General features: G+C 61.8%; 17 protein-coding genes and 1 tRNA gene. 4 read left to right on the top strand and 14 right to left on the bottom strand.

The window, feature by feature from the left end:
- Positions 1–6: 6 nt before the first annotated feature.
- The gene (locus NKH93_RS12920) at positions 7–1,371 is read right to left on the bottom strand and encodes a sugar ABC transporter permease (RefSeq protein ID WP_352821295.1); all 1,365 of its coding nucleotides are present in this window, start codon (positions 1,369–1,371) and stop codon (positions 7–9) included.
- Between the two features lie 141 nt (positions 1,372–1,512).
- Positions 1,513–2,553 carry a D-xylose ABC transporter substrate-binding protein gene (xylF, locus tag NKH93_RS12915; RefSeq protein ID WP_352685929.1) on the bottom strand — a complete coding sequence of 347 codons (1,041 nt, stop codon included), beginning with the start codon at positions 2,551–2,553 and terminating at the stop codon, positions 1,513–1,515.
- Positions 2,554–2,838: 285 nt separating this feature from the next.
- Here xylF and NKH93_RS12910 point away from each other — a divergent pair, with 285 nt between their 5' ends.
- The gene (locus NKH93_RS12910; protein WP_352685931.1) at positions 2,839–4,083 is read left to right on the top strand and encodes an ROK family protein; all 1,245 of its coding nucleotides are present in this window, start codon (positions 2,839–2,841) and stop codon (positions 4,081–4,083) included.
- Between the two features lie 9 nt (positions 4,084–4,092).
- Here the strand turns inward: NKH93_RS12910 and phoB are convergent, their stop codons facing one another.
- Genes phoB through pstS form a run of 6 tightly spaced genes read right to left on the bottom strand, consistent with a single transcriptional unit; the run spans position 4,093 to position 9,304 of the window.
- A complete protein-coding gene (phoB, locus tag NKH93_RS12905) occupies positions 4,093–4,782 on the bottom strand; it encodes a phosphate regulon transcriptional regulator PhoB (RefSeq protein WP_031212149.1) in 690 nt (229 codons plus the stop codon).
- Between the two features lie 16 nt (positions 4,783–4,798).
- The gene (gene phoU / locus NKH93_RS12900; RefSeq protein ID WP_023678534.1) at positions 4,799–5,506 is read right to left on the bottom strand and encodes a phosphate signaling complex protein PhoU; all 708 of its coding nucleotides are present in this window, start codon (positions 5,504–5,506) and stop codon (positions 4,799–4,801) included.
- 32 nt (positions 5,507–5,538) lie between these two features.
- On the bottom strand, positions 5,539–6,342 hold the full coding sequence (pstB, locus tag NKH93_RS12895) for a phosphate ABC transporter ATP-binding protein PstB (RefSeq protein WP_254816571.1): 804 nt from the start codon (positions 6,340–6,342) through the stop codon (positions 5,539–5,541).
- Positions 6,339–7,190, bottom strand: coding sequence for a phosphate ABC transporter permease PstA (pstA, locus tag NKH93_RS12890; protein WP_352918436.1), 852 nt, complete (start codon positions 7,188–7,190; stop codon positions 6,339–6,341). The genes pstB and pstA overlap by 4 nt, the downstream gene beginning before the upstream one ends.
- A gap of 3 nt (positions 7,191–7,193) precedes the next feature.
- Complete coding sequence (gene pstC, locus NKH93_RS12885; protein WP_352634128.1) at positions 7,194–8,183, bottom strand: phosphate ABC transporter permease subunit PstC; 990 nt, start codon at positions 8,181–8,183, stop codon at positions 7,194–7,196.
- Positions 8,184–8,242: 59 nt separating this feature from the next.
- The gene (pstS, locus tag NKH93_RS12880; protein ID WP_352685935.1) at positions 8,243–9,304 is read right to left on the bottom strand and encodes a phosphate ABC transporter substrate-binding protein PstS; all 1,062 of its coding nucleotides are present in this window, start codon (positions 9,302–9,304) and stop codon (positions 8,243–8,245) included.
- A gap of 654 nt (positions 9,305–9,958) precedes the next feature.
- Between pstS and NKH93_RS12875 the strand changes: the two genes are divergently transcribed.
- Positions 9,959–10,312 carry a hypothetical protein gene (locus NKH93_RS12875; protein WP_352540241.1) on the top strand — a complete coding sequence of 118 codons (354 nt, stop codon included), beginning with the start codon at positions 9,959–9,961 and terminating at the stop codon, positions 10,310–10,312.
- An 83-nt stretch (positions 10,313–10,395) separates the two neighbouring features.
- On the opposite strand, the gene NKH93_RS12870 is transcribed toward NKH93_RS12875, so the two are convergent.
- Positions 10,396–11,367, bottom strand: coding sequence for a DUF2865 domain-containing protein (locus NKH93_RS12870; RefSeq protein ID WP_352540242.1), 972 nt, complete (start codon positions 11,365–11,367; stop codon positions 10,396–10,398).
- Positions 11,368–11,700: 333 nt separating this feature from the next.
- On the opposite strand from NKH93_RS12870, the gene NKH93_RS12865 reads away from it, so the two are divergent.
- Positions 11,701–11,916: a hypothetical protein gene (locus tag NKH93_RS12865; RefSeq protein WP_352768213.1), complete on the top strand. Its 216-nt coding sequence runs from the start codon at positions 11,701–11,703 to the stop codon at positions 11,914–11,916.
- 137 nt (positions 11,917–12,053) lie between these two features.
- On the opposite strand, the gene tolA is transcribed toward NKH93_RS12865, so the two are convergent.
- The 4 genes from tolA to NKH93_RS12845 form a co-directional block, all read right to left on the bottom strand.
- Positions 12,054–12,458 (bottom strand): cell envelope integrity protein TolA, encoded by a 405-nt coding sequence (gene tolA, locus NKH93_RS12860; protein WP_352471136.1) that lies wholly within the window; start codon positions 12,456–12,458, stop codon positions 12,054–12,056.
- A 364-nt stretch (positions 12,459–12,822) separates the two neighbouring features.
- Positions 12,823–13,689 carry a glutathione S-transferase family protein gene (locus NKH93_RS12855; RefSeq protein WP_352918438.1) on the bottom strand — a complete coding sequence of 289 codons (867 nt, stop codon included), beginning with the start codon at positions 13,687–13,689 and terminating at the stop codon, positions 12,823–12,825.
- Between the two features lie 27 nt (positions 13,690–13,716).
- Entirely contained in the window at positions 13,717–14,298 is a 582-nt protein-coding gene (locus tag NKH93_RS12850) for a VOC family protein (protein WP_352540244.1), read from the bottom strand.
- A 418-nt stretch (positions 14,299–14,716) separates the two neighbouring features.
- Complete coding sequence (locus NKH93_RS12845) at positions 14,717–15,157, bottom strand: SRPBCC family protein (RefSeq protein ID WP_352918440.1); 441 nt, start codon at positions 15,155–15,157, stop codon at positions 14,717–14,719.
- A 115-nt stretch (positions 15,158–15,272) separates the two neighbouring features.
- Here NKH93_RS12845 and NKH93_RS12840 point away from each other — a divergent pair, with 115 nt between their 5' ends.
- Entirely contained in the window at positions 15,273–16,340 is a 1,068-nt protein-coding gene (locus tag NKH93_RS12840) for an adenylate/guanylate cyclase domain-containing protein (RefSeq protein ID WP_352703759.1), read from the top strand.
- Positions 16,341–16,852: 512 nt separating this feature from the next.
- Here the strand turns inward: NKH93_RS12840 and NKH93_RS12835 are convergent.
- Positions 16,853–16,927, bottom strand: a tRNA-Glu gene (locus NKH93_RS12835).
- Positions 16,928–16,991 lie beyond the last annotated feature (64 nt).

The raw sequence follows: 16,991 nt of genomic DNA, 5'->3' as shown, positions 1-16,991 counted from the left end.
TCCTCCCTACACACGTTTGCGATAGACGGTATCGAGCCACACCGCGAGCACCAGCACGGCGCCGACAACGATGCTCTGCAGCGGTGAATCGATGCCGAGCAGCACCATGCCGGACTGCAGCGACTGCATCAAAAGCGCGCCGAGCATGGCGCCGAGCACTGTGCCGGAGCCGCCGGCGAGCGACGTGCCGCCGATCACCGCCGCCGCGATGACCAGCAGCTCGTCCAACGTGCCCAGCGCATTGGTCGACGAGTTCTGCCTGGCTGACGAGATCGCCGCGGCGATCGTCGCCAGCACGCCCATGATCATGAACACCTTCATGGTCACCCAGCGCGTGTTGATACCGGCAAGGTTGGCTGCTTCCGGATTGCCGCCGATGGCGAAGACATAGCGGCCGAAACGGGTACGCTTGGCGATGAAGGTCATGATCAGCCCTACGGCTACAGCCATCAGCACGGGTATGGCGATGCCATGGGCGATGAACAGCCCGCCTTCGGGAACCGTTATATTGTTGGCCGCCGCATATCTGTTCACGATGCCGACCGGCCAAGGATAGGAATTGGCAAGCCATATGGCGCCCATGATGGCAGCGCAGGTGAGGACACCGAGGAACGTCTCGGCCCAGATCGGGCGCAACGGAAAGCGGAACCGCTTGCGCTGCACCCGCCCGTTGAGCAGCATGAACACAACCGCTAGGCACGCGACAATTCCGACGATCCAGCTCCATCGCGCGCCGATCGAACCCGCCGGCCCGCCCCCCATCAGCTGGAAAGTGGCATCAAGCGGCGCAATCGTCTGACCGCTGGCGACCCACCATGCGGCACCCCGCCAGACCAGAAGGCCGCCCAGCGTCACGATGAAGGCCGGCACCTCGAGATAAGCGATGATGTATCCCTGGAACGCTCCGATCAGAAGGCCAAGCGCCAGGCCGATGGCCAGTGCCAGGATCCAGATCCAGGGATTGCCTAATTGCAGACCGATCATTCGCACCAGGAAATGCACCTGCGCAAAGCCCATGACCACGCCGATCAGACCTTCGGCGGAACCGACCGACAGGTCGATATTGCGCATGACGATAACCAGCACCATTCCGGCGGCCATTATGGCCACGGCGGAAGTCTGCACCGACAGGTTCCAGAGATTGCGTGGCGTCAGGAAGGTCCGGCTGTCGAAGTCGAACGGATTGACGCCGAGCCGTACGCTGGAAATGACATGCAGGCCGACCCAGATGACCAGCAGCGCGCCGACCATGCCGAGCATGCGCGTGTCGAGTTCGGTTGCCTTGAGAAATCGGGCAACGATGCCGAGCTCGGATTCCCGTGCCCGGTCTGCCGTGCTGTCGACCGGCGTGTTGGACGTCGTGTCGGTCATGATGTTTCTCCCGCCGGGTTGCCGTCTGCCGCGGATGCCGGAAGCAGCCTAGAAGTTATCCGCCGGAAGCGGAAAAACAACTCTTGTTGAAAAACGCCGCGGCGAGCGGCCGCGGCGTTCGGACTTCTCGGAAACGTCGGCTCAGTTGCAGACTGCAACAGTGCCAGCCGTCACGCCGGCGCAGACCTCTTCTTTCTTGATCCAGCCGGCGTCGATGACGACGTTGAGGTTGTCCTTGGTGATGGCGACCGGGGTCAGGAACAGCGACTTGACGGTATTGCCGCCGGGCGTGGTGAAATCCTTCACGCCGGCAATGTCGGTCATCTGCTTGCCGTCGGCCAGCTGCGAGGCGATCTCGGCGGCATTCTTGCCGAGCTCGCGCGCATCCTTCCACACCGACACGGTCTGTGTGCCGAGCGCGATGCGGTTCAGCGCGGCGTGGTCGCCGTCCTGGCCCGAAACCGGAACCGATCCGGCCAGCCCTTGCGCTGTCAGCGCGGCGACGACGCCGCCGGCAGTGCCGTCATTGGCCGCGACCACGGCATCGACCTTGTTGTCGTTGGCGGTCAGGAACTGTTCCATGTTCTTCTGAGCGTTGGCCGGCAGCCAGCCGTCGGTATAGGCCTCGCCGACATTCTTGATCTTGCCGCTGTCTATTGCCGCCTTCAGCACCTCCATCGAACCGGCAAACAGGAAATCGGCATTCGGATCGGAACCCGAACCCTTGATGAAGACATAGTTGCCTTCCGGCTTCACCTTGAAGACTTCCCGGGCCTGCATGCGGCCGACTTCCTTGTTGTCGAAGGTCAGGTAAAAGACGTCCTTGTTCTCGATCAGCCGGTCGTAGCCGACAACCGGAATACCTTCGTCCAGCGCCTTTTGCACGGCCGGCCCGATGGCCGAGGCGTCCTGCGCCAGGATGATCAGTGCGTTGGCGCCCTGCGAGATCAGGCTCTCGACGTCGGTGAGCTGCTTGCCGGGGTTGGACTGTGCGTCGGCGGAAATATACTTGTCGCCTGCGGCCTCGATGGCCGCCTTCATTGCGGCCTCGTCGGTCTTCCAGCGCTCTTCCTGGAAGTTCGACCAGGAAACGCCGATGACCTTGTCTTTAGCCTGCGCCACCGACGCCAGCGCCAGCGTCATGGCGACACCCGCCAGAATGGCGGTCGTGAATTTCTTCATCATATCCTCCCTGCGCCGCGTACGGCGTGACCAATTGGCTCAAAGACCAGCTTAGAAGCTCTAATTTTTTCGAGCCTCGAAAAAATACTGGCCCGATCTCCGGCTGCTGTCAACATCGATTCTGATGGATTTTGATGACTCTGCGAGTTTTTTCGAGCGTCGGAATAAACGATGACAGCGCCACCTGCATCTGACACTATTTGCCTCATCCGACACTATTTGTCGGACATTACCGACGGCTTCCGGTTCATGAGCGGCCGCGGCAACCGGGAGGAAAGCAAAACAATGTCGGTCGGAATCCGCCATGACGATTTGCGCCGGCGCAACCGGGCGATGGTGATCTCGGCGGTGCGCCGGGCCGGCCAGCCATCGCGTACTGAGATCGCAGCTACCACCGGCCTCAGTCATTCGACCATATCGGCGATTTCTTCCGACCTGATACGGGAAGGCATCCTCGCCGAGAGCAAGCCAAGTGAGCCCGTTTCGTTGAAACGCGGTCGTCCGCAAGTCGGCCTCGCCCTCAACCCGGAAGCGGCGGCGGTGCTGACCGTGGTGTTGTCGCTGAATTTCCTTTCGGCCGCCATTATCGACTATACGGGACAGGTGGTCGCCGAGGAACAGCGCCGGCTGGACACGCTGACTATGCCGCGCGACGAGCTGATCCGTGAATGCATGGCCATCGTCCGGCGCCGGCTGCAGGATCCAGATCTTGACGTCCGCAGTGTCGCCCGCATCGCCCTGGCGATTCAGGGCATTACCGACTCCCCTGCACGCGCCATGCTGTGGTCGCCGATCACGCCGCAGACCGACATCGCCTTTGCCGACATGCTGGAGGACGAATTCGGCATCCCGGCAACGGTGGAGAACGACTGCAACATGATGGCGGTGGCTTTGCGCTGGCGCAATCCGGATCGCTATCGCGACGACTTCATCGCCATCCTGCTTTCGCATGGCATCGGCATGGGGCTGGTGCTGAAGGGCGAACTGTTCACCGGGACGCATTCCTCGGGCGGCGAATTTGGCCACATGATCCATCGTCCGGGCGGCGCGCTCTGCCGTTGCGGGCGGCGCGGCTGCATCGAGGCGTATGCCGGGAACTACGCCATCTGGCGCAACGCCAGGCAGATGAGCGAAGACAGCGAACCGGTCGCCGACGTCAGCGACGCCGACATGCGCGCACTGGCGGCCCGGGCGCGCGAGAAAGATGGGCCGGAACGCGAGGCCTACCGCAAGGCCGGCGAAGCGCTGGGTTTCGGTCTCGGCTCGCTGTTCGCGCTGATCGATCCGGCACCGGTCGCGATGGTCGGCGCCAGTGCCGCCGCCTTCGATCTGATCGAGCCGGCCTTGCGGAAGGCAATCGCCCAGACCGCCGGCGGCCAGCATTCAGGCTCGATCTCCTTCGATACAGAGCCGAACGAATTGCCTCTGATCCGCGAAGGCTGCGCGATGCGGGCGTTAAGCTTCGTCGACCAGGAGATTTTCGCGCCGGGCGCGCAAATGAGGCCCAGCGTCAGAAAGAACGTAGCCTGACCAGGCGGGTCAATCTTCCCTGATCGCATAGCCGGCGCCGCGGATGGTGCGGATGACATCCGGCATCCGGCCGTTGTTGACGGCTTTGCGCAGCCGCCCGACATGCACGTCGACGGTGCGTTCGTCGATGTAGATTGTCTCCCCCCAGACATTATCGAGTAACTGGCTGCGCGAGAAGACACGGCCCGGATGCCGCATCATGAACTCGAGCAGCCGGAATTCGGTCGGCCCGAGCCTGATTTCGCTCTTCTTGCGATAGACCCTGTGCGATTCGCGATCGAGCACGATGTCGCCGACCTTCAGCACGCTGGACAGCACTTCCGGCTTGGCGCGCCGCAGCAGCGCCTTGACCCTGGCCATGAATTCCGGTGTCGAAAACGGCTTGACCAGATAGTCGTCGGCGCCGGTCGAAAGACCGCGCACCCGGTCGCTCTCCTCGCCGCGCGCGGTCAGCATGATGATCGGCAGCCGCTCGGTTTCGGGGCGCACCCGCAACCGACGACAGAGCTCGATGCCGGAAACCGCTGGTATCATCCAGTCGAGCACCAAAAGGTCGGGCACATTCTCCTGCAAACGGATCTCGGCTTCGTCGCCGCGTGTCACCACCTCGACCTGGTAGCCTTCGGATTCGAGATTGTAGCGGAGCAGCACACCCAACGGCTCCTCGTCCTCCACCACCATTATGCGTGGTGCGATCATCGGCTGGGCACCCCCATCATGTCACCGGTGCGGACATTGTCGTTTCGTCCTGCTTCGGACGATTGACCGGCAATTGCTCGCCGGTCAGCACATAATACGCATTTTCGGCGATGTTGGTGACATGGTCGCCGATCCGCTCCAGATTCTTGGCGCAGAACAGCAGGTGCGTGCAAGCGGTGATGTTGCGCGGATCTTCCATCATGTAGGTCAACAGCTCGCGGAACACGGACGTGTATTTAACGTCGATGCGCTCGTCGGCGGCACGAAGCTTGGCCAACGCGGCCGCATCGCCTGCAGCATATTCCTCGATGACACCCTGCACCTGGATGAGAACCAGCTGCGCCATCGCGTCGATGGAATGCGACAGGTCCCGCGGCGTGGCGCTGAGGCCGACCGCACTCACGCGCTTGGCGATATTCTTGGCAAGGTCGCCGATGCGTTCGAGGTCGCCCGCCATGCGGATCGCTCCGACCACATGGCGAAGATCGTGGGCCATCGGCTGGCGTTTGGCGATCAGGGTGATAGCGCGGTCGTCCAGTTCGCGTTGACGCGCATCCATGATGGCGTCGTCGGAAACGACGCGTTGCGCCAGCACGTTGTCGGAATTCAACAGCGCCTTGGTCGCCCCGCCGACCATCGAACCGGCGAGGTCGGCCATGTCGCGGATCAGCTTGCTGATCTGCTCGAGATCCTCGTCGAAAGAAGCGACTGTGTGTTCGCCCATGGTCCTGTCCTCATATGCATGATCGGAACGGCTCAGCCGAAGCGGCCAGTGATGTAGTCCTGCGTGCGCTTCTCGCGGGGCGACGTGAAGATCTTCTCGGTCCGGTCGAACTCGACCAGTTCACCCAGATACATGAAGGCCGTCTGGCGCGACACGCGCGCCGCCTGCTGCATGTTGTGGGTGACGATGACGATCGTGTAGTCGGCTTGCAATTCGTCGATCAGTTCCTCGATCTTGGCAGTCGACAGCGGGTCGAGGGCCGAAGCCGGTTCGTCGAGCAGAATGACTTCCGGCTTCACGGCCACGGTGCGGGCGATACAGAGCCGCTGCTGCTGGCCGCCGGATAGGCTCAAGCCGCTGGCGTTGAGCTTGTCCTTGACCTCGCTCCACAGCGCGGCGCGCTTCAACGCCTGTTCGACGCGGCCGTCCATCTCGGACTTGCCGAGGTTCTCGTAGAGCCTGACGCCGAAGGCGATGTTCTCGTAGATCGACATCGGGAACGGCGTCGGCTTCTGGAACACCATGCCGATCTTGGTCCTGAGGAGGTTGAGATCCTGCGACCGGTCGAGAATGTTCTTGCCGTCGAGCAGCACCTGGCCCTCGGCCGTCTGTTTTGGGTAGAGCTCATAGATGCGGTTGAACACACGCAGCAGCGTCGATTTCCCGCAGCCCGAAGGGCCGATGAAGGCCGTGACGCTGCGCTCGGGCAGCGACAGGCTGATGTCCTTCAGCGCCTTGCTCTGGCCGTAGTAGAAGTTGAGATTCTTGACCTCGATCTTCGTCTTCTCGGTGACCGTTTCGGTCATCGTCATGTCTGGGGACAACATCTGTGTCATCTGTCCTCTCTGCGTCCGGTAAGGCTGCGGGCGAGGATGCTCAAGCCCAGAACCGTCAGGGTGATTATGAGTGCGCCGGTCCACGCCAGTTGCTGCCATTCCTCGTAAGGGCTGAGAGCGAACTGGAAGATGGTCACCGGCAGGCTGGCCATCGGCGCGTTGATATTGCTGCTCCAGAACTGGTTGTTGAGCGCGGTGAAGAGCAGCGGCGCCGTCTCGCCGGAAATGCGTGCTATCGCCAGCAATATGCCGGTGACGATGCCGGACAATGCGGCGCGGTAGGCGACCGAACGGATCACCACCCAGCGTGGCGCGCCGATCGCGGCACCGGCTTCACGCAACGCGTTCGGCACCAGGTTGAGCATGTCTTCAGTGGTGCGCACGACCACCGGAATGACCAGGATGGCAAGCGCAACGGCGCCGGCAATGGCCGAGAAATGTCCCATTGGCCGCACCATCAGCTCATAGACAAACAAGCCTATGATGATCGACGGCGCCGACAACAGGATGTCGTTGATGAAGCGGACGACGGTGGTGATGCGCGAAAAGCGTCCATACTCGGCCATGTAGGTTCCCGCCAGCACGCCGATCGGCGTGCCGACGACAACGGCGATGATCGTCATCAGCAGGCTGCCCGTGATGGCATTGAGCAAGCCGCCGGCCTCGCCCGGTGGTGGCGTCATCTCGGTGAAGACCGCGAGCGAAAGCCCGGCTATGCCCTTATAGACCAACGCGCCGAGAATGAGCGCCAGCCAGGCAAGCCCGATGCCGGCGGCGACGACGCAAAGCGCCATCATCACCGAATTCCTGGCTTTGCGGCGGCTGTGGAGCGATGAGGATGTCGACATCGGTCAGGCTCCCGTACGGGCGTCGATCCGCATCAGCATATAGCGGGCGGCGGCGAGGATCAGGAAGGTGATGACGAAGAGGATCAGGCCGAGCGAAACCAGCGAGGAGGTGTAGAGGTCGCCGTCGGCCTCGGTGAATTCATTGGCGATGGTCGCCGAGATCGTCGTGCCCGGCGCGAACAGGGAGGCACTGATGCGATGTGCGTTGCCGATGACGAAAGTCACCGCCATGGTTTCGCCGAGTGCCCGGCCGAGGCCAAGCATGACGCCGCCCATGATACCGATGCGGGTATAGGGAATGACCACGCGCCGGGTCACTTCCCAGGTCGTGCAACCGATGCCATAGGCCGATTCCTTCAGCACCGCCGGCACCGTATCGAAGACGTCCTTGGTGATCGAGGTGATGAAGGGCAGCACCATGATGGCGAGGATCAGCGCCGAGGTCAGAAGGCCGATGCCGTAAGGAGGGCCGGCGAAAAGGCTGGATAGTCCCGGCACGCCGTGGAAGATGTTGATGATGAAGGGCTGTATCGTCGTCTGCAGGAACGGCGCGAACACGAACAGGCCCCAGATGCCGTAGATGATCGAAGGAATGCCGGCCAACAGCTCGACCGCTATGCCGATAGGACGCCTGAGCGGGCGCGGGCAGAGCTCGGTGAGAAAGATTGCAATGCCGATGCCGATCGGAACCGCGATCAGGATGGCAATGGCCGCCGTCACCAGCGTGCCGTAGATCGGCGCCAGTGCGCCAAATTTTTCCGTAACGGGATTCCAGCTCTCAGTCGTCAGGAAAGAAAAACCGAACGACGACAGCGCCTGCCATGAGCCGGCAAACAGCGAGATGGCGACACCGCCGAGGATGACCAGCACAAGGATTGCGGAAGCGCGGGTGAGTCCGCGGAATATGGCATCTGTGAGCGCGAAGCGCCGCACAGTAGCTTCCCTGGCCCGGGCTGCTGCAGATGATGGCATGGCATCGGAAGCGATGGTCATTGGGTCCTCGCGATTAAAGGCAACAGGGAGGGCGCCATCGACGCCCTCCCTGGAGGAGATTACATAGCCGAGTAGAGCGGCTTGCCGTCGTCGCCGACGACTTCCTTGGCCCACATGGCCTTGACGCTCTCAACCACCTTGTCGGGCATCGGAACGTAGTCCAGCTCGCCGGCCATCTCGTCGCCCTTGTCGTATGCCCAGGCGAAGAATTTGAGCGCTTCGCCGGTGGTCGCGGCATCATCCGGCTTCTTGTAGAGCAGGATCCACGTTGCCGCCGTCATCGGCCAGGACTCGGCGCCCGGCTCGTTGGCGAGGATGACGCCATAGCCCGGCTGCGAGCTCCAGTCGGCATTGGCCGCTGCCGCCGAGAACCCCGCCGCGGTGGGCTCGACCTTCTTGCCGTCCTTGTTGATCATATCGGTGTGGGTGAGCTTGTTCTGCTTGGCGTAGGCATATTCGACATAACCGATCGCGCCGCCGGTCTGGGAGACGTTGTTGGCAACGCCCTCATTGCCCTTGGCGCCGATGCCGACCGGCCATTCCACGGCCTTGTCGACGCCGACCTTTTCTTTCCAGACCGCGCTGACGTCGCCGAGGTAATAGGTGAAGTTGAACGTCGTGCCCGAACCATCGGAACGGTGAACGACCGCGATCGCCTGCGAAGGCAGCTTGACGTCGGGATTGAGCTTCTTGATCGCTTCGTCATCCCAGCTCGTGATCTTGCCGAGGAAGATGTCGGCCAGCGTCGGGCCGTCGAGAACCAACTCGCCCGGCTTGATGCCTTCGAGATTGACGACGGGAACGATGCCGCCCATCACCATCGGGAACTGAGCCAGTCCGGTCGCTTCAAGCTCGTCGCCCTTGAGCGGCGCATCCGAAGCGCCGAAGGTAACGGTCTTGGCCTTGATCTGCTTGATGCCGCCGCCGGAACCGATCGACTGGTAGTTAAGGCCAACGCCGGTGTCTTTCTTGTAGGTGTCGGCCCACTTCGCATAGATCGGGTAGGGGAAGGTGGCGCCGGCGCCGGAGATGTCCGCGGCGAGCGCGGCGGACAGGGTGAGGGTGGTCGTCGCCGCAGCCATTGCAATCGCAACGGCCGCCGAGCGGATGAAATGTCTCATGTGGCCTGCTCCTGTTCGGAATATGGTCTCTCGGCGCCATTCCTCCGGCGCCCGCTGAGGCCAATAGCCCCCGATTATTACAGTCGCATGACAGTTTCATGTCGCTCCGGTAACGACGTCCAGCCGGGTTAAGAAGGAGCGGCCGCGGGCTTTTGTCGGCATGGGCCGCGGTTTGCCGCTGGAATCAGCAGCTTGCGTGAATTCCGGCCGGCATCGTCTGCTCGGCGATCGCAGCCACCGGCTTTAAAAGAAAAAAGCCGGACGGGAGCGCGTTGCATGCAGCCAGAACGTGTCATGGCCGCGCCATCGCCGAAACAGGTCCGTTGGGGTAAATCTGACCCTGTTTCTTGCCGGCGGTCGCTGCTCCCGCCCGTAACTGGAGGAGCGGAACTTCGAATATCCCATTGTCGCCACTGAGCGCGGCTTTGGTATGGTGCGATCGCACCATGGCCTTACGCTGGAAGCGTTGACGAATCGCAAGGTTCTAACTCGCGCTGGACCTCCATCCGCGCCCGACCCGGCGCTCGATCTTCGAGCAACGCCTTCCACTGGAAGTGCGACGACTTCTACTTCACGGTATCTACTCCCTTCGCCCTATTCCGCCGGTTGTCGGTTAGGCCGAAGCAGCGTTATAAGCTTGCAGGGGTATTGCTGATGTCTCGACGGATTCTGCCTGTCTTCCTGTGCCTGGCGCTGCCTCTGGGAAGCGGCTGCGCGCGCAGCTATGACGGCACCGTCATCATTCCCAAGCCGCTCGATGTTCGCCGTTTCTGGGACAGGCCTTCGCCGCAGGCGCAAGCCGAACAGTCGCAACTGGAGACCGACGTCTTTCCAGTGGCGCCGCAAACGCCGAAAAGGCCGGCGGTGCGCAGGAGCGCGGCTTCCGTTGCAACGCCTCGGAGGAGGGTCACCAACAACCCGCCCATGCTGTCGCCGGAGTCGACGAAGCCGCTAACTTGCAAGAATGTCAGCGAGCCCGGTAAACGGGCCCGCATGGTCTGCGAATAACCAGCCGACGTCGGTCGATGCGCACGGCTCCAGGCCTTGAAGCGGCTATCCGGCCAGCCGTCTCGGAACATCGCCCGCCCTGGTCAGTCCGCCGGGAAAAAGGCCGGCCCGACCACTCTCACCGGCCGCGCGCCGATCGCTTTCTCGATCGACTGATGCTGGGCAGTCCCTGGCACCTCGAAAACCGACGTTTTTGCCCCTGCGAGAGCCGCACCGGCAGTTTCGATCCCGGATTCAGGAATTTCCGCGACGACGCCAAGATCCGGCTTTGCGGTCGGCAACGGAATGATGGCGTTGCTCATGTTGGCCGGTGTCACGGTTCGTGCCCTGAGTTCGGCAACGCGCTGGTAATAGCGCTTGACGTCACAGGCCTTGAAGTTCGCGTCGTCGCGGTACCGGAACGCGGCAGGTAGCTCCACATAGGGTTTTCCCGACTCGAGCGCGACCATCTCCTCGGTCTCGCGAGTGGCGTCGCTCAGCGTATAGAGGTCGACGCCGGCATCGTCGCAGATGTAGCGACACTGATCGACCGTTTCCTTCAGATCGTCGCTCTTGGCGAACTGCGATTTTGGCGCGGGGAAGAAATATCCGTCCGACAAGCGAACGCAAAACAGCATCCGATTGCCGCCAATTGTTGTGCCTGCGGACTGGGCCTTGGGTGCCGGGCGTTGCTGCGCCGGCTGTTTCTTGGCAGCGGGGGCGGCGCAGCCCAGCGCGACAAACCTGGCCTTCAGTCCGGACGTGTCCCTGCTCGAATTCGACAGTCTGGCGATCTGCCGTTGCACCTCCGCCTTGCTGCTGACCAGGTCGGCGCAGGGATTGAAGAAGAAGCCGGCGGTTTTCGCTGCGCATCTGCGTTGTCTCTCAAGCTTTTGAATCGCGGCGAGTTGCCGGCGCAGTTGGGCAAGCTCGGGGCTGGTCCCGCCGCTGCGCCCCGCCGAAAGCAATTGGCTCCTGATGGCACCGCAGCTATCCGCGTAGGAGAAGGATGTGCCGAGCGCAACGGCTATTGCCGACACCAGCATCAGAATCGTGAGGGGCCAGAAGCGTGTCATTGGAACGACCATTATCCTTGTTGCACCGAGAACATGATTTCTTTGTCGACTATGGATAAGTACTAGCTAAATCAGTTTTTCCTAATTGAAGTAGATCAAACCGCCACCAGAGACTTTAGCTCTAGTGTATTAGATCTACTCGTGTAAATTCAATATTACATTTTTATTTCAAGATTGAGACGAACCGGCAGCAACGCCGGCGGACGCCCGCCACGGCGAAGTTTGATGCGCGCGGCGGGTTCGGCATCGCGATCAATCCGGCGTTACCGGCCGGCCGTCGCTGAAACCTTAGCCCTGGGATCGGCGTTGAGCGGCCAAAGGAGGAGACCGCAAATGTCGATCCACTTCACTGTCGCGGACCTGACCAGGAATCTGTTCCATTCACTTTGGTTGGACCATGAACGCGCACCGAGGCCACTCGACCACGAGCAGAGGCTTTTGCTGGAGTGCTATCTCGCCGGCCAGATACCGGAATCGGCTTGGAGCGACTATGTCTTCGAGGTGCCGGAACTGGCGCGACATGTCGAGGCGAGACGAAGGCGCCACTAAAGCGCATCGCGGTCGACCGGGCGTCATGCGACGCGCTTAGGTTCTTGTCTAATGCATGTCGTTGTCGCAAAACCGCTGCACGCTTTTGCGCGACATGCATTAGGTCCCGAAAAGTGGAATCCGGTTGTCGGAAAAGATCAAGGCGAAGCCTTCACTCGCGGTGCAGCCTGTTCTTGTTTGGGCGAGTTGAATTGCAGAGTGAACACCTTGCCCGGGATGCCTTCAGCCAGCGCCGGTGAAAAGCTCAACGGCAGGCAATGGTCCACGGCCGCGACCGCCGCGTCGACAAAAGCTTGGCGCGTCTTCTCCTCGCCGGCGACGCGGATGGCGGTCGGCTTGGGCCGGCCGATCAGCGTGCCATCGCGCCTGAAGCTGAAGCTCAGGGTGACGGTGGAATTCCCGGCATTCGCCGGAGGGGTCCAGCACGCCTGGATGGCAGCCCCGACCTCGGGCATGGTGTTGAGCGTCGCTGCATTCGATTGACCGGCTGCACCCGCCAGCATGGCGCCTGCAATCACCATCATTCCAGCAATGCTTTTCATGACAGGGCCTCTGTCCTTGAACCGCCATCGAGGACGGGACTACTTCGATGGTAGGGCCCACATCGGCGATGGCAAGATGCCGGCAACGCGCTTCATCAGCCATTCAGGCGTCGTGAAGCGCCGTCAGCCGCAAACTTCGGCAGGGCTGCAATAAGCAAAGGCCGGCGAGCAGCCGACCTTTGCTTTCCATCCGCGCCAGTACATCCGTGGTCGCAAGCTGGAGGTGGATACCAGTAGAAAGGGTTTCGGTTAACGAAACCTTAAGCTCCCCACATCGTGCAAACAGGGGAGAGTAAGAAAGAATTACCTCAGATCATTACCGGCTCCCGCAGAACGTGCGGACGATCGCCGGCCTGCACGTGCCTCAGGCGTTGGCCTGCGACCGCACATAGGCGATATAGCCGCGCACGTCGCCGGCCGGCTCAGCATAGGCCTTGCCGAGCTTCTTCTCGATCGCCGCCATATAGTCTTTTGCCCATTGGGGCAGCGCATAGTCGATGACGGCGAGGAATTCGAGCGTCGCCGCCAGGCGGATGTCGGCGATCGACGGGTTCTTGCCGCCGATGAACGGCTTGCCGTTCCTGAAGAAGCTGTGAAACACCTCCAGCGGCTCGGCTATCGCTTCTATAGCGGCCTTCTGGGCTTCCGACTTCTTGTCGGGGTGGGCGTCGCTGTGGCCGACCTCGCCGGCATATTGCGGGAAATTCAGCACAGGATATGTGGCGCGCGCCACATAGGGGTAGAGCGTCCCGATCAGGTAGAACATGGCACTGTCGATCATTGCCCGCTTGGCCGGCGCCTTGGGATATAGTTTCTCCAGCCCGTGCTTGTTGGCGAGGTACTGCATAATGGCGCAGCTTTCCCACAAGACACCTCTCGGCAGGCCCTTGTCCTCGATCATCGGCGTCAGATGGGCCGGGTTTCGCGCCATGTATTCGGGCGAGCGCGTGAGACCCCATACGTCGGTCTCGGAATGATCGAGCCCGGCGGCGCGTGCAAACACCCGAACGCTCATATTGTTGACGCTGGGCTTCAGCATGCTGAGCGAGAGCGCGGGCTTTTTCGCCGGTTTCGCCTTGGCCATCGGCGCCAGCTTCTTGGCGGAGACCTTGGCCGCCGGCTTTGCCACTTTCGCCGCTGACTTGGCGGCGGCTTTGGCCGCCGGCTTCGCTCCTGGCCTGGCTGCCTTGGCGGCGGGCTTTTTCGCACTCTTCGTTGCTGTCTTTGCCATTATGTCCTCCCTTTGTTTGGCGTGTCGTCAGTATGGATTTTTCGGTGCGCGATCCTCCGACAAGGTCGTGCGCGAGCGCTCGACAAGCGCCTGGATCGCATCGGCAAGGTGCACTTCGGCGATGTTGTAGTCGCCGCGCGCGACGCGGATCTTGTGCGCCTGCATCAGCACGTCGGCATGGGTGAAGCCCGCCGGTGGTTCGAAACGGTAGGAGGCGAGTTCGATCAGCAGGCCGAGCGGATCCTCGAAATAGATCGAGTCCATGAAGCCGCGATCCTTGACGCCGCTGTGCTTGATGGCGCGCTCGTCGAGCCGGGCAACCGCCTGCAGAAAGGTGACGCGCGACACCGCAAAAGCGATATGATGGACGCAGCCGGTGTCGGTCGGCGTGCGCCGCTTGACCGGCGTGCGGCTTTCGTCGGTGAAGACGGTGATCAGCCGGCCGTCGCCCGGATCGAAATAGAGATGGCTTTCGCTTGCCTTATCGAGATTGGGCTGCTCGAAGATGAAAGGCATGCCAAGCACGCCCTCCCAGAAATCGATGGAAGTCTGGCGACCGGCCCCGACCAGCGTGATGTGATGGACGCCTTGCGATTGCAGCTTTTGCATCTGACTCCTCCCGGCCACGCCGTCTTGCCGCCGAACGGAAGTTCGGATGCCCAGCCGCGCTTGGATCGGCGCCCGGCATGTGACCGCGCCCGGCCTCGCTCGCCTGCGCTCCGCATTCCGCATCCTGCAGGAGTGCGGCCGGAGCTTTGATGAACGGATGCTAATTCAATCCGAGGCGTTGCGCCAGAAGCGCTGAGTTTCAAGAACTCCACGCAGGCGCCAAGAGCGGCACCGGGATCGCGGACGCCTTCGCCGAGCTCGCTGAAACGACCCGTCGCCGGCAGCTGTAGTGGTGCGGCGGCCCGCAGGTCGCTGGGTTTCCCGAGCGCCGGTTTGGCGACGGCAGGTCAAAGGGGCCCTCGTTGACGCATGCCGCGCCTGGTTCGGATTACGGGCATCCGCGGCCCTTAGATGAAAATCACATATTCTTCATCGGCACGTCGGGATCGACATGTCCCCCATCGGCAGTGATCTTCAGCCTTGAGAGGTAGTGCTCCCATCCCCTTCGGTGGCTGTCACGCTCCTTTGCGTTCGGCAGTCCGCTGTGCGTGAAGCGGATCAGTGTCCCCGCATCCCTCGCGATCAGGTCGATCTCGACATGACTGGAGCCGGGCGGCACGGTCTCGTTGTCTTCCCAGCCAAAACTGTAGGCAAGACGGTGGACCGGGATCACTTCGGTGAACTCACCGCGCGCCATATGGCGACCACCGACATTGACGAGGAACAGACCGCCCGGCGTTGCATCCAAATTCGCTTCGGTCCCGATCCATCGCACGATCTGGTCCGGATCCGTCAAAAGCGCGAACACGGTCGCTTGTGGCGCGGCGACCTCAATCTCTGTGTAAACCGATTGCGCCATCGCTCACTCCAGGTCACATCCGCATCGAATACCTGCATGATTGAAGCGAATGTGGGGAGTTGCAAGAAGATGTTCGAGGCGTAAGCATAAGCCGGTGCCGAGTGACCTTCTACCCATGCTTCTCGCAAAGTCGCTTTCATTCCTTCTGGACGACGCCGCGCATATTGGCGACGGTGGGCGACTTCTATTGCAGCTCTCAACGCATTTGATTGAAGACGGCTTGCCGATCATCGCCGGCGCGCTGGCGCAGGATGCTCCCGACCCGATTATCTCACGCCGCATCTGGCTCTGGCGAGCGCCTGGGGGTGAAGTGGTCGAGGCTTTGGGGATAGGCGCCGACCGCCAGAATGCCGATCCCCGGCTCGTGCTGCGGGAGTGGCTTGGCACGACGCGGGCGATCGTGTTCGACGAGCGAGCGGGCGGTGTCGCACCGACTTTGGTGTGGGCGTTCGATCATACTCCGGATGAGGCGCAGTCAGAGCTGCTGCGGCAAATCTCCCGGTTTGCTGCGGCTCCGATGACCGCACTCGCAGAACGGTCCGCGAAACGCGCATTGCTCGAGGCATATTTGGGAAAGCGCAGTGCAGCACATGTGCTCAACGGTCATTCTCGTCGAGTAAAGGGAGAGACGATACGGGCTGCGCTTCTGTGCGCGGACCTTCGAGGTTTCACCGATCTATCCGAGGTTCATGATGCAGACGAGATCGTATTGGTACTTGATGCCTGGTTCGATTGCGTCGCCGGCGCGGTGCACGCATTTGGTGGTGAGGTTCTCAAGTTTATAGGTGATGGCGTCCTCGCGATTTTCCCGATTGGCGAGCGCGATGCAAATGCCGCATGTGACGCGGCGGTACGCGCCGTGAAGGCCACGCGCGCCGGGATAGATCATCTCAACCAAACTCGGCGCCGCAATGGCGGCCCTGAGCTCGGATATGGCATTGGCCTGCATGTCGGCGAGATACTCTGGGGGAATATCGGCACTGCCGGCAGGTTGGACTTCACCGCGATCGGCAAGGCTGTAAATCTTGTCAGCCGCATCGAGGGGCTGTGCAAGCCGTTGGGACGGACGGTGCTCGCGTCGACAGTGTTCGAGGCAGAAACTACCGAGCGGATGATCGCCATGGGCAGTCATCCGCTCGGAGGAATAGCAGGCGCGCAAACACTTTTCGGCTTGCCGGAATAGATCGAATGGTTGAGCCCGCCGTGGATGTGTCGTTCGCAGCATATCTTGGTATCGTGCGAAGCCATGACTGAGAGAAATTCGAACGGCAAAGAAGCTACGATACTGCAACTGGAGTATGGCGCGTTTAGAGCCCAGCCATGCGCGTCGCGCGCAGCTTTCGCTGGCCGGTGCTAAGGGCCTTCCCGGCATCCACCCTTCGAGGGAGAGGCGCCTTCGCCGAGCTCGCCAAAACGACCCGCCGCCGGCAGCTGTAGCTCAGGTCGGCTCCAGGCAGTGCCGACCAGCGTGATGGACGCCTTGCGATTGTAGTTTCTGTATCTGGCTCCTCCCCGCGTGGCATCGACTGCCCTGTTCAGCGCGACGTTCTGCGCGCCGCTAACGCTGTGCCTCAAGACCCACGATGCAATGCTAATGCAATCGGCTCCGCTGCGCCAGAAGCGGCAATGAGCCAAACCCGCCGCGACCCAAGGCGATGGATCGGATTGATGGTTTGCCGAGAGCTGGGAGAGACTTGGTACGCCCAAGGGGAATCGAACCCCTGTTCCCGCCGTGAGAGGGCGGTGTCCTGACCGCTAGACGATGGGCGCGTTCAAGAACCGGCGATATAGGCTGACGGCTGGCAAAAAGCAACTAGGCTTAAGGCTGCCGATC

This window comes from Mesorhizobium sp. M0954, assembly GCF_040319155.1.
Lineage (GTDB): Bacteria > Pseudomonadota > Alphaproteobacteria > Rhizobiales > Rhizobiaceae > Mesorhizobium.
The sequence above is the reverse complement of the archived record's forward strand: the minus strand, read 5'-3'. Positions and strand labels throughout refer to the sequence as shown.

Excerpts from the sequence above, each read along its gene's own strand:
- NKH93_RS12920 (WP_352821295.1), bottom strand. The coding sequence starts at position 1,371 with ATGACCGACACGACGTCCAACACGCCGGTCGACAGCACGGCAGACCGG.
- xylF (WP_352685929.1), bottom strand. The coding sequence starts at position 2,553 with ATGAAGAAATTCACGACCGCCATTCTGGCGGGTGTCGCCATGACGCTG.
- NKH93_RS12910 (WP_352685931.1), top strand. The coding sequence starts at position 2,839 with ATGTCGGTCGGAATCCGCCATGACGATTTGCGCCGGCGCAACCGGGCG.
- phoB (WP_031212149.1), bottom strand. The coding sequence starts at position 4,782 with ATGATCGCACCACGCATAATGGTGGTGGAGGACGAGGAGCCGTTGGGT.
- phoU (WP_023678534.1), bottom strand. The coding sequence starts at position 5,506 with ATGGGCGAACACACAGTCGCTTCTTTCGACGAGGATCTCGAGCAGATC.
- pstB (WP_254816571.1), bottom strand. The coding sequence starts at position 6,342 with ATGACACAGATGTTGTCCCCAGACATGACGATGACCGAAACGGTCACC.
- pstA (WP_352918436.1), bottom strand. The coding sequence starts at position 7,190 with ATGTCGACATCCTCATCGCTCCACAGCCGCCGCAAAGCCAGGAATTCG.
- pstC (WP_352634128.1), bottom strand. The coding sequence starts at position 8,183 with ATGACCATCGCTTCCGATGCCATGCCATCATCTGCAGCAGCCCGGGCC.
- pstS (WP_352685935.1), bottom strand. The coding sequence starts at position 9,304 with ATGAGACATTTCATCCGCTCGGCGGCCGTTGCGATTGCAATGGCTGCG.
- NKH93_RS12875 (WP_352540241.1), top strand. The coding sequence starts at position 9,959 with ATGTCTCGACGGATTCTGCCTGTCTTCCTGTGCCTGGCGCTGCCTCTG.
- NKH93_RS12870 (WP_352540242.1), bottom strand. The coding sequence starts at position 11,367 with ATGACACGCTTCTGGCCCCTCACGATTCTGATGCTGGTGTCGGCAATA.
- NKH93_RS12865 (WP_352768213.1), top strand. The coding sequence starts at position 11,701 with ATGTCGATCCACTTCACTGTCGCGGACCTGACCAGGAATCTGTTCCAT.
- tolA (WP_352471136.1), bottom strand. The coding sequence starts at position 12,458 with ATGAAAAGCATTGCTGGAATGATGGTGATTGCAGGCGCCATGCTGGCG.
- NKH93_RS12855 (WP_352918438.1), bottom strand. The coding sequence starts at position 13,689 with ATGGCAAAGACAGCAACGAAGAGTGCGAAAAAGCCCGCCGCCAAGGCA.
- NKH93_RS12850 (WP_352540244.1), bottom strand. The coding sequence starts at position 14,298 with ATGCAAAAGCTGCAATCGCAAGGCGTCCATCACATCACGCTGGTCGGG.
- NKH93_RS12845 (WP_352918440.1), bottom strand. The coding sequence starts at position 15,157 with ATGGCGCAATCGGTTTACACAGAGATTGAGGTCGCCGCGCCACAAGCG.
- NKH93_RS12840 (WP_352703759.1), top strand. The coding sequence starts at position 15,273 with ATGCTTCTCGCAAAGTCGCTTTCATTCCTTCTGGACGACGCCGCGCAT.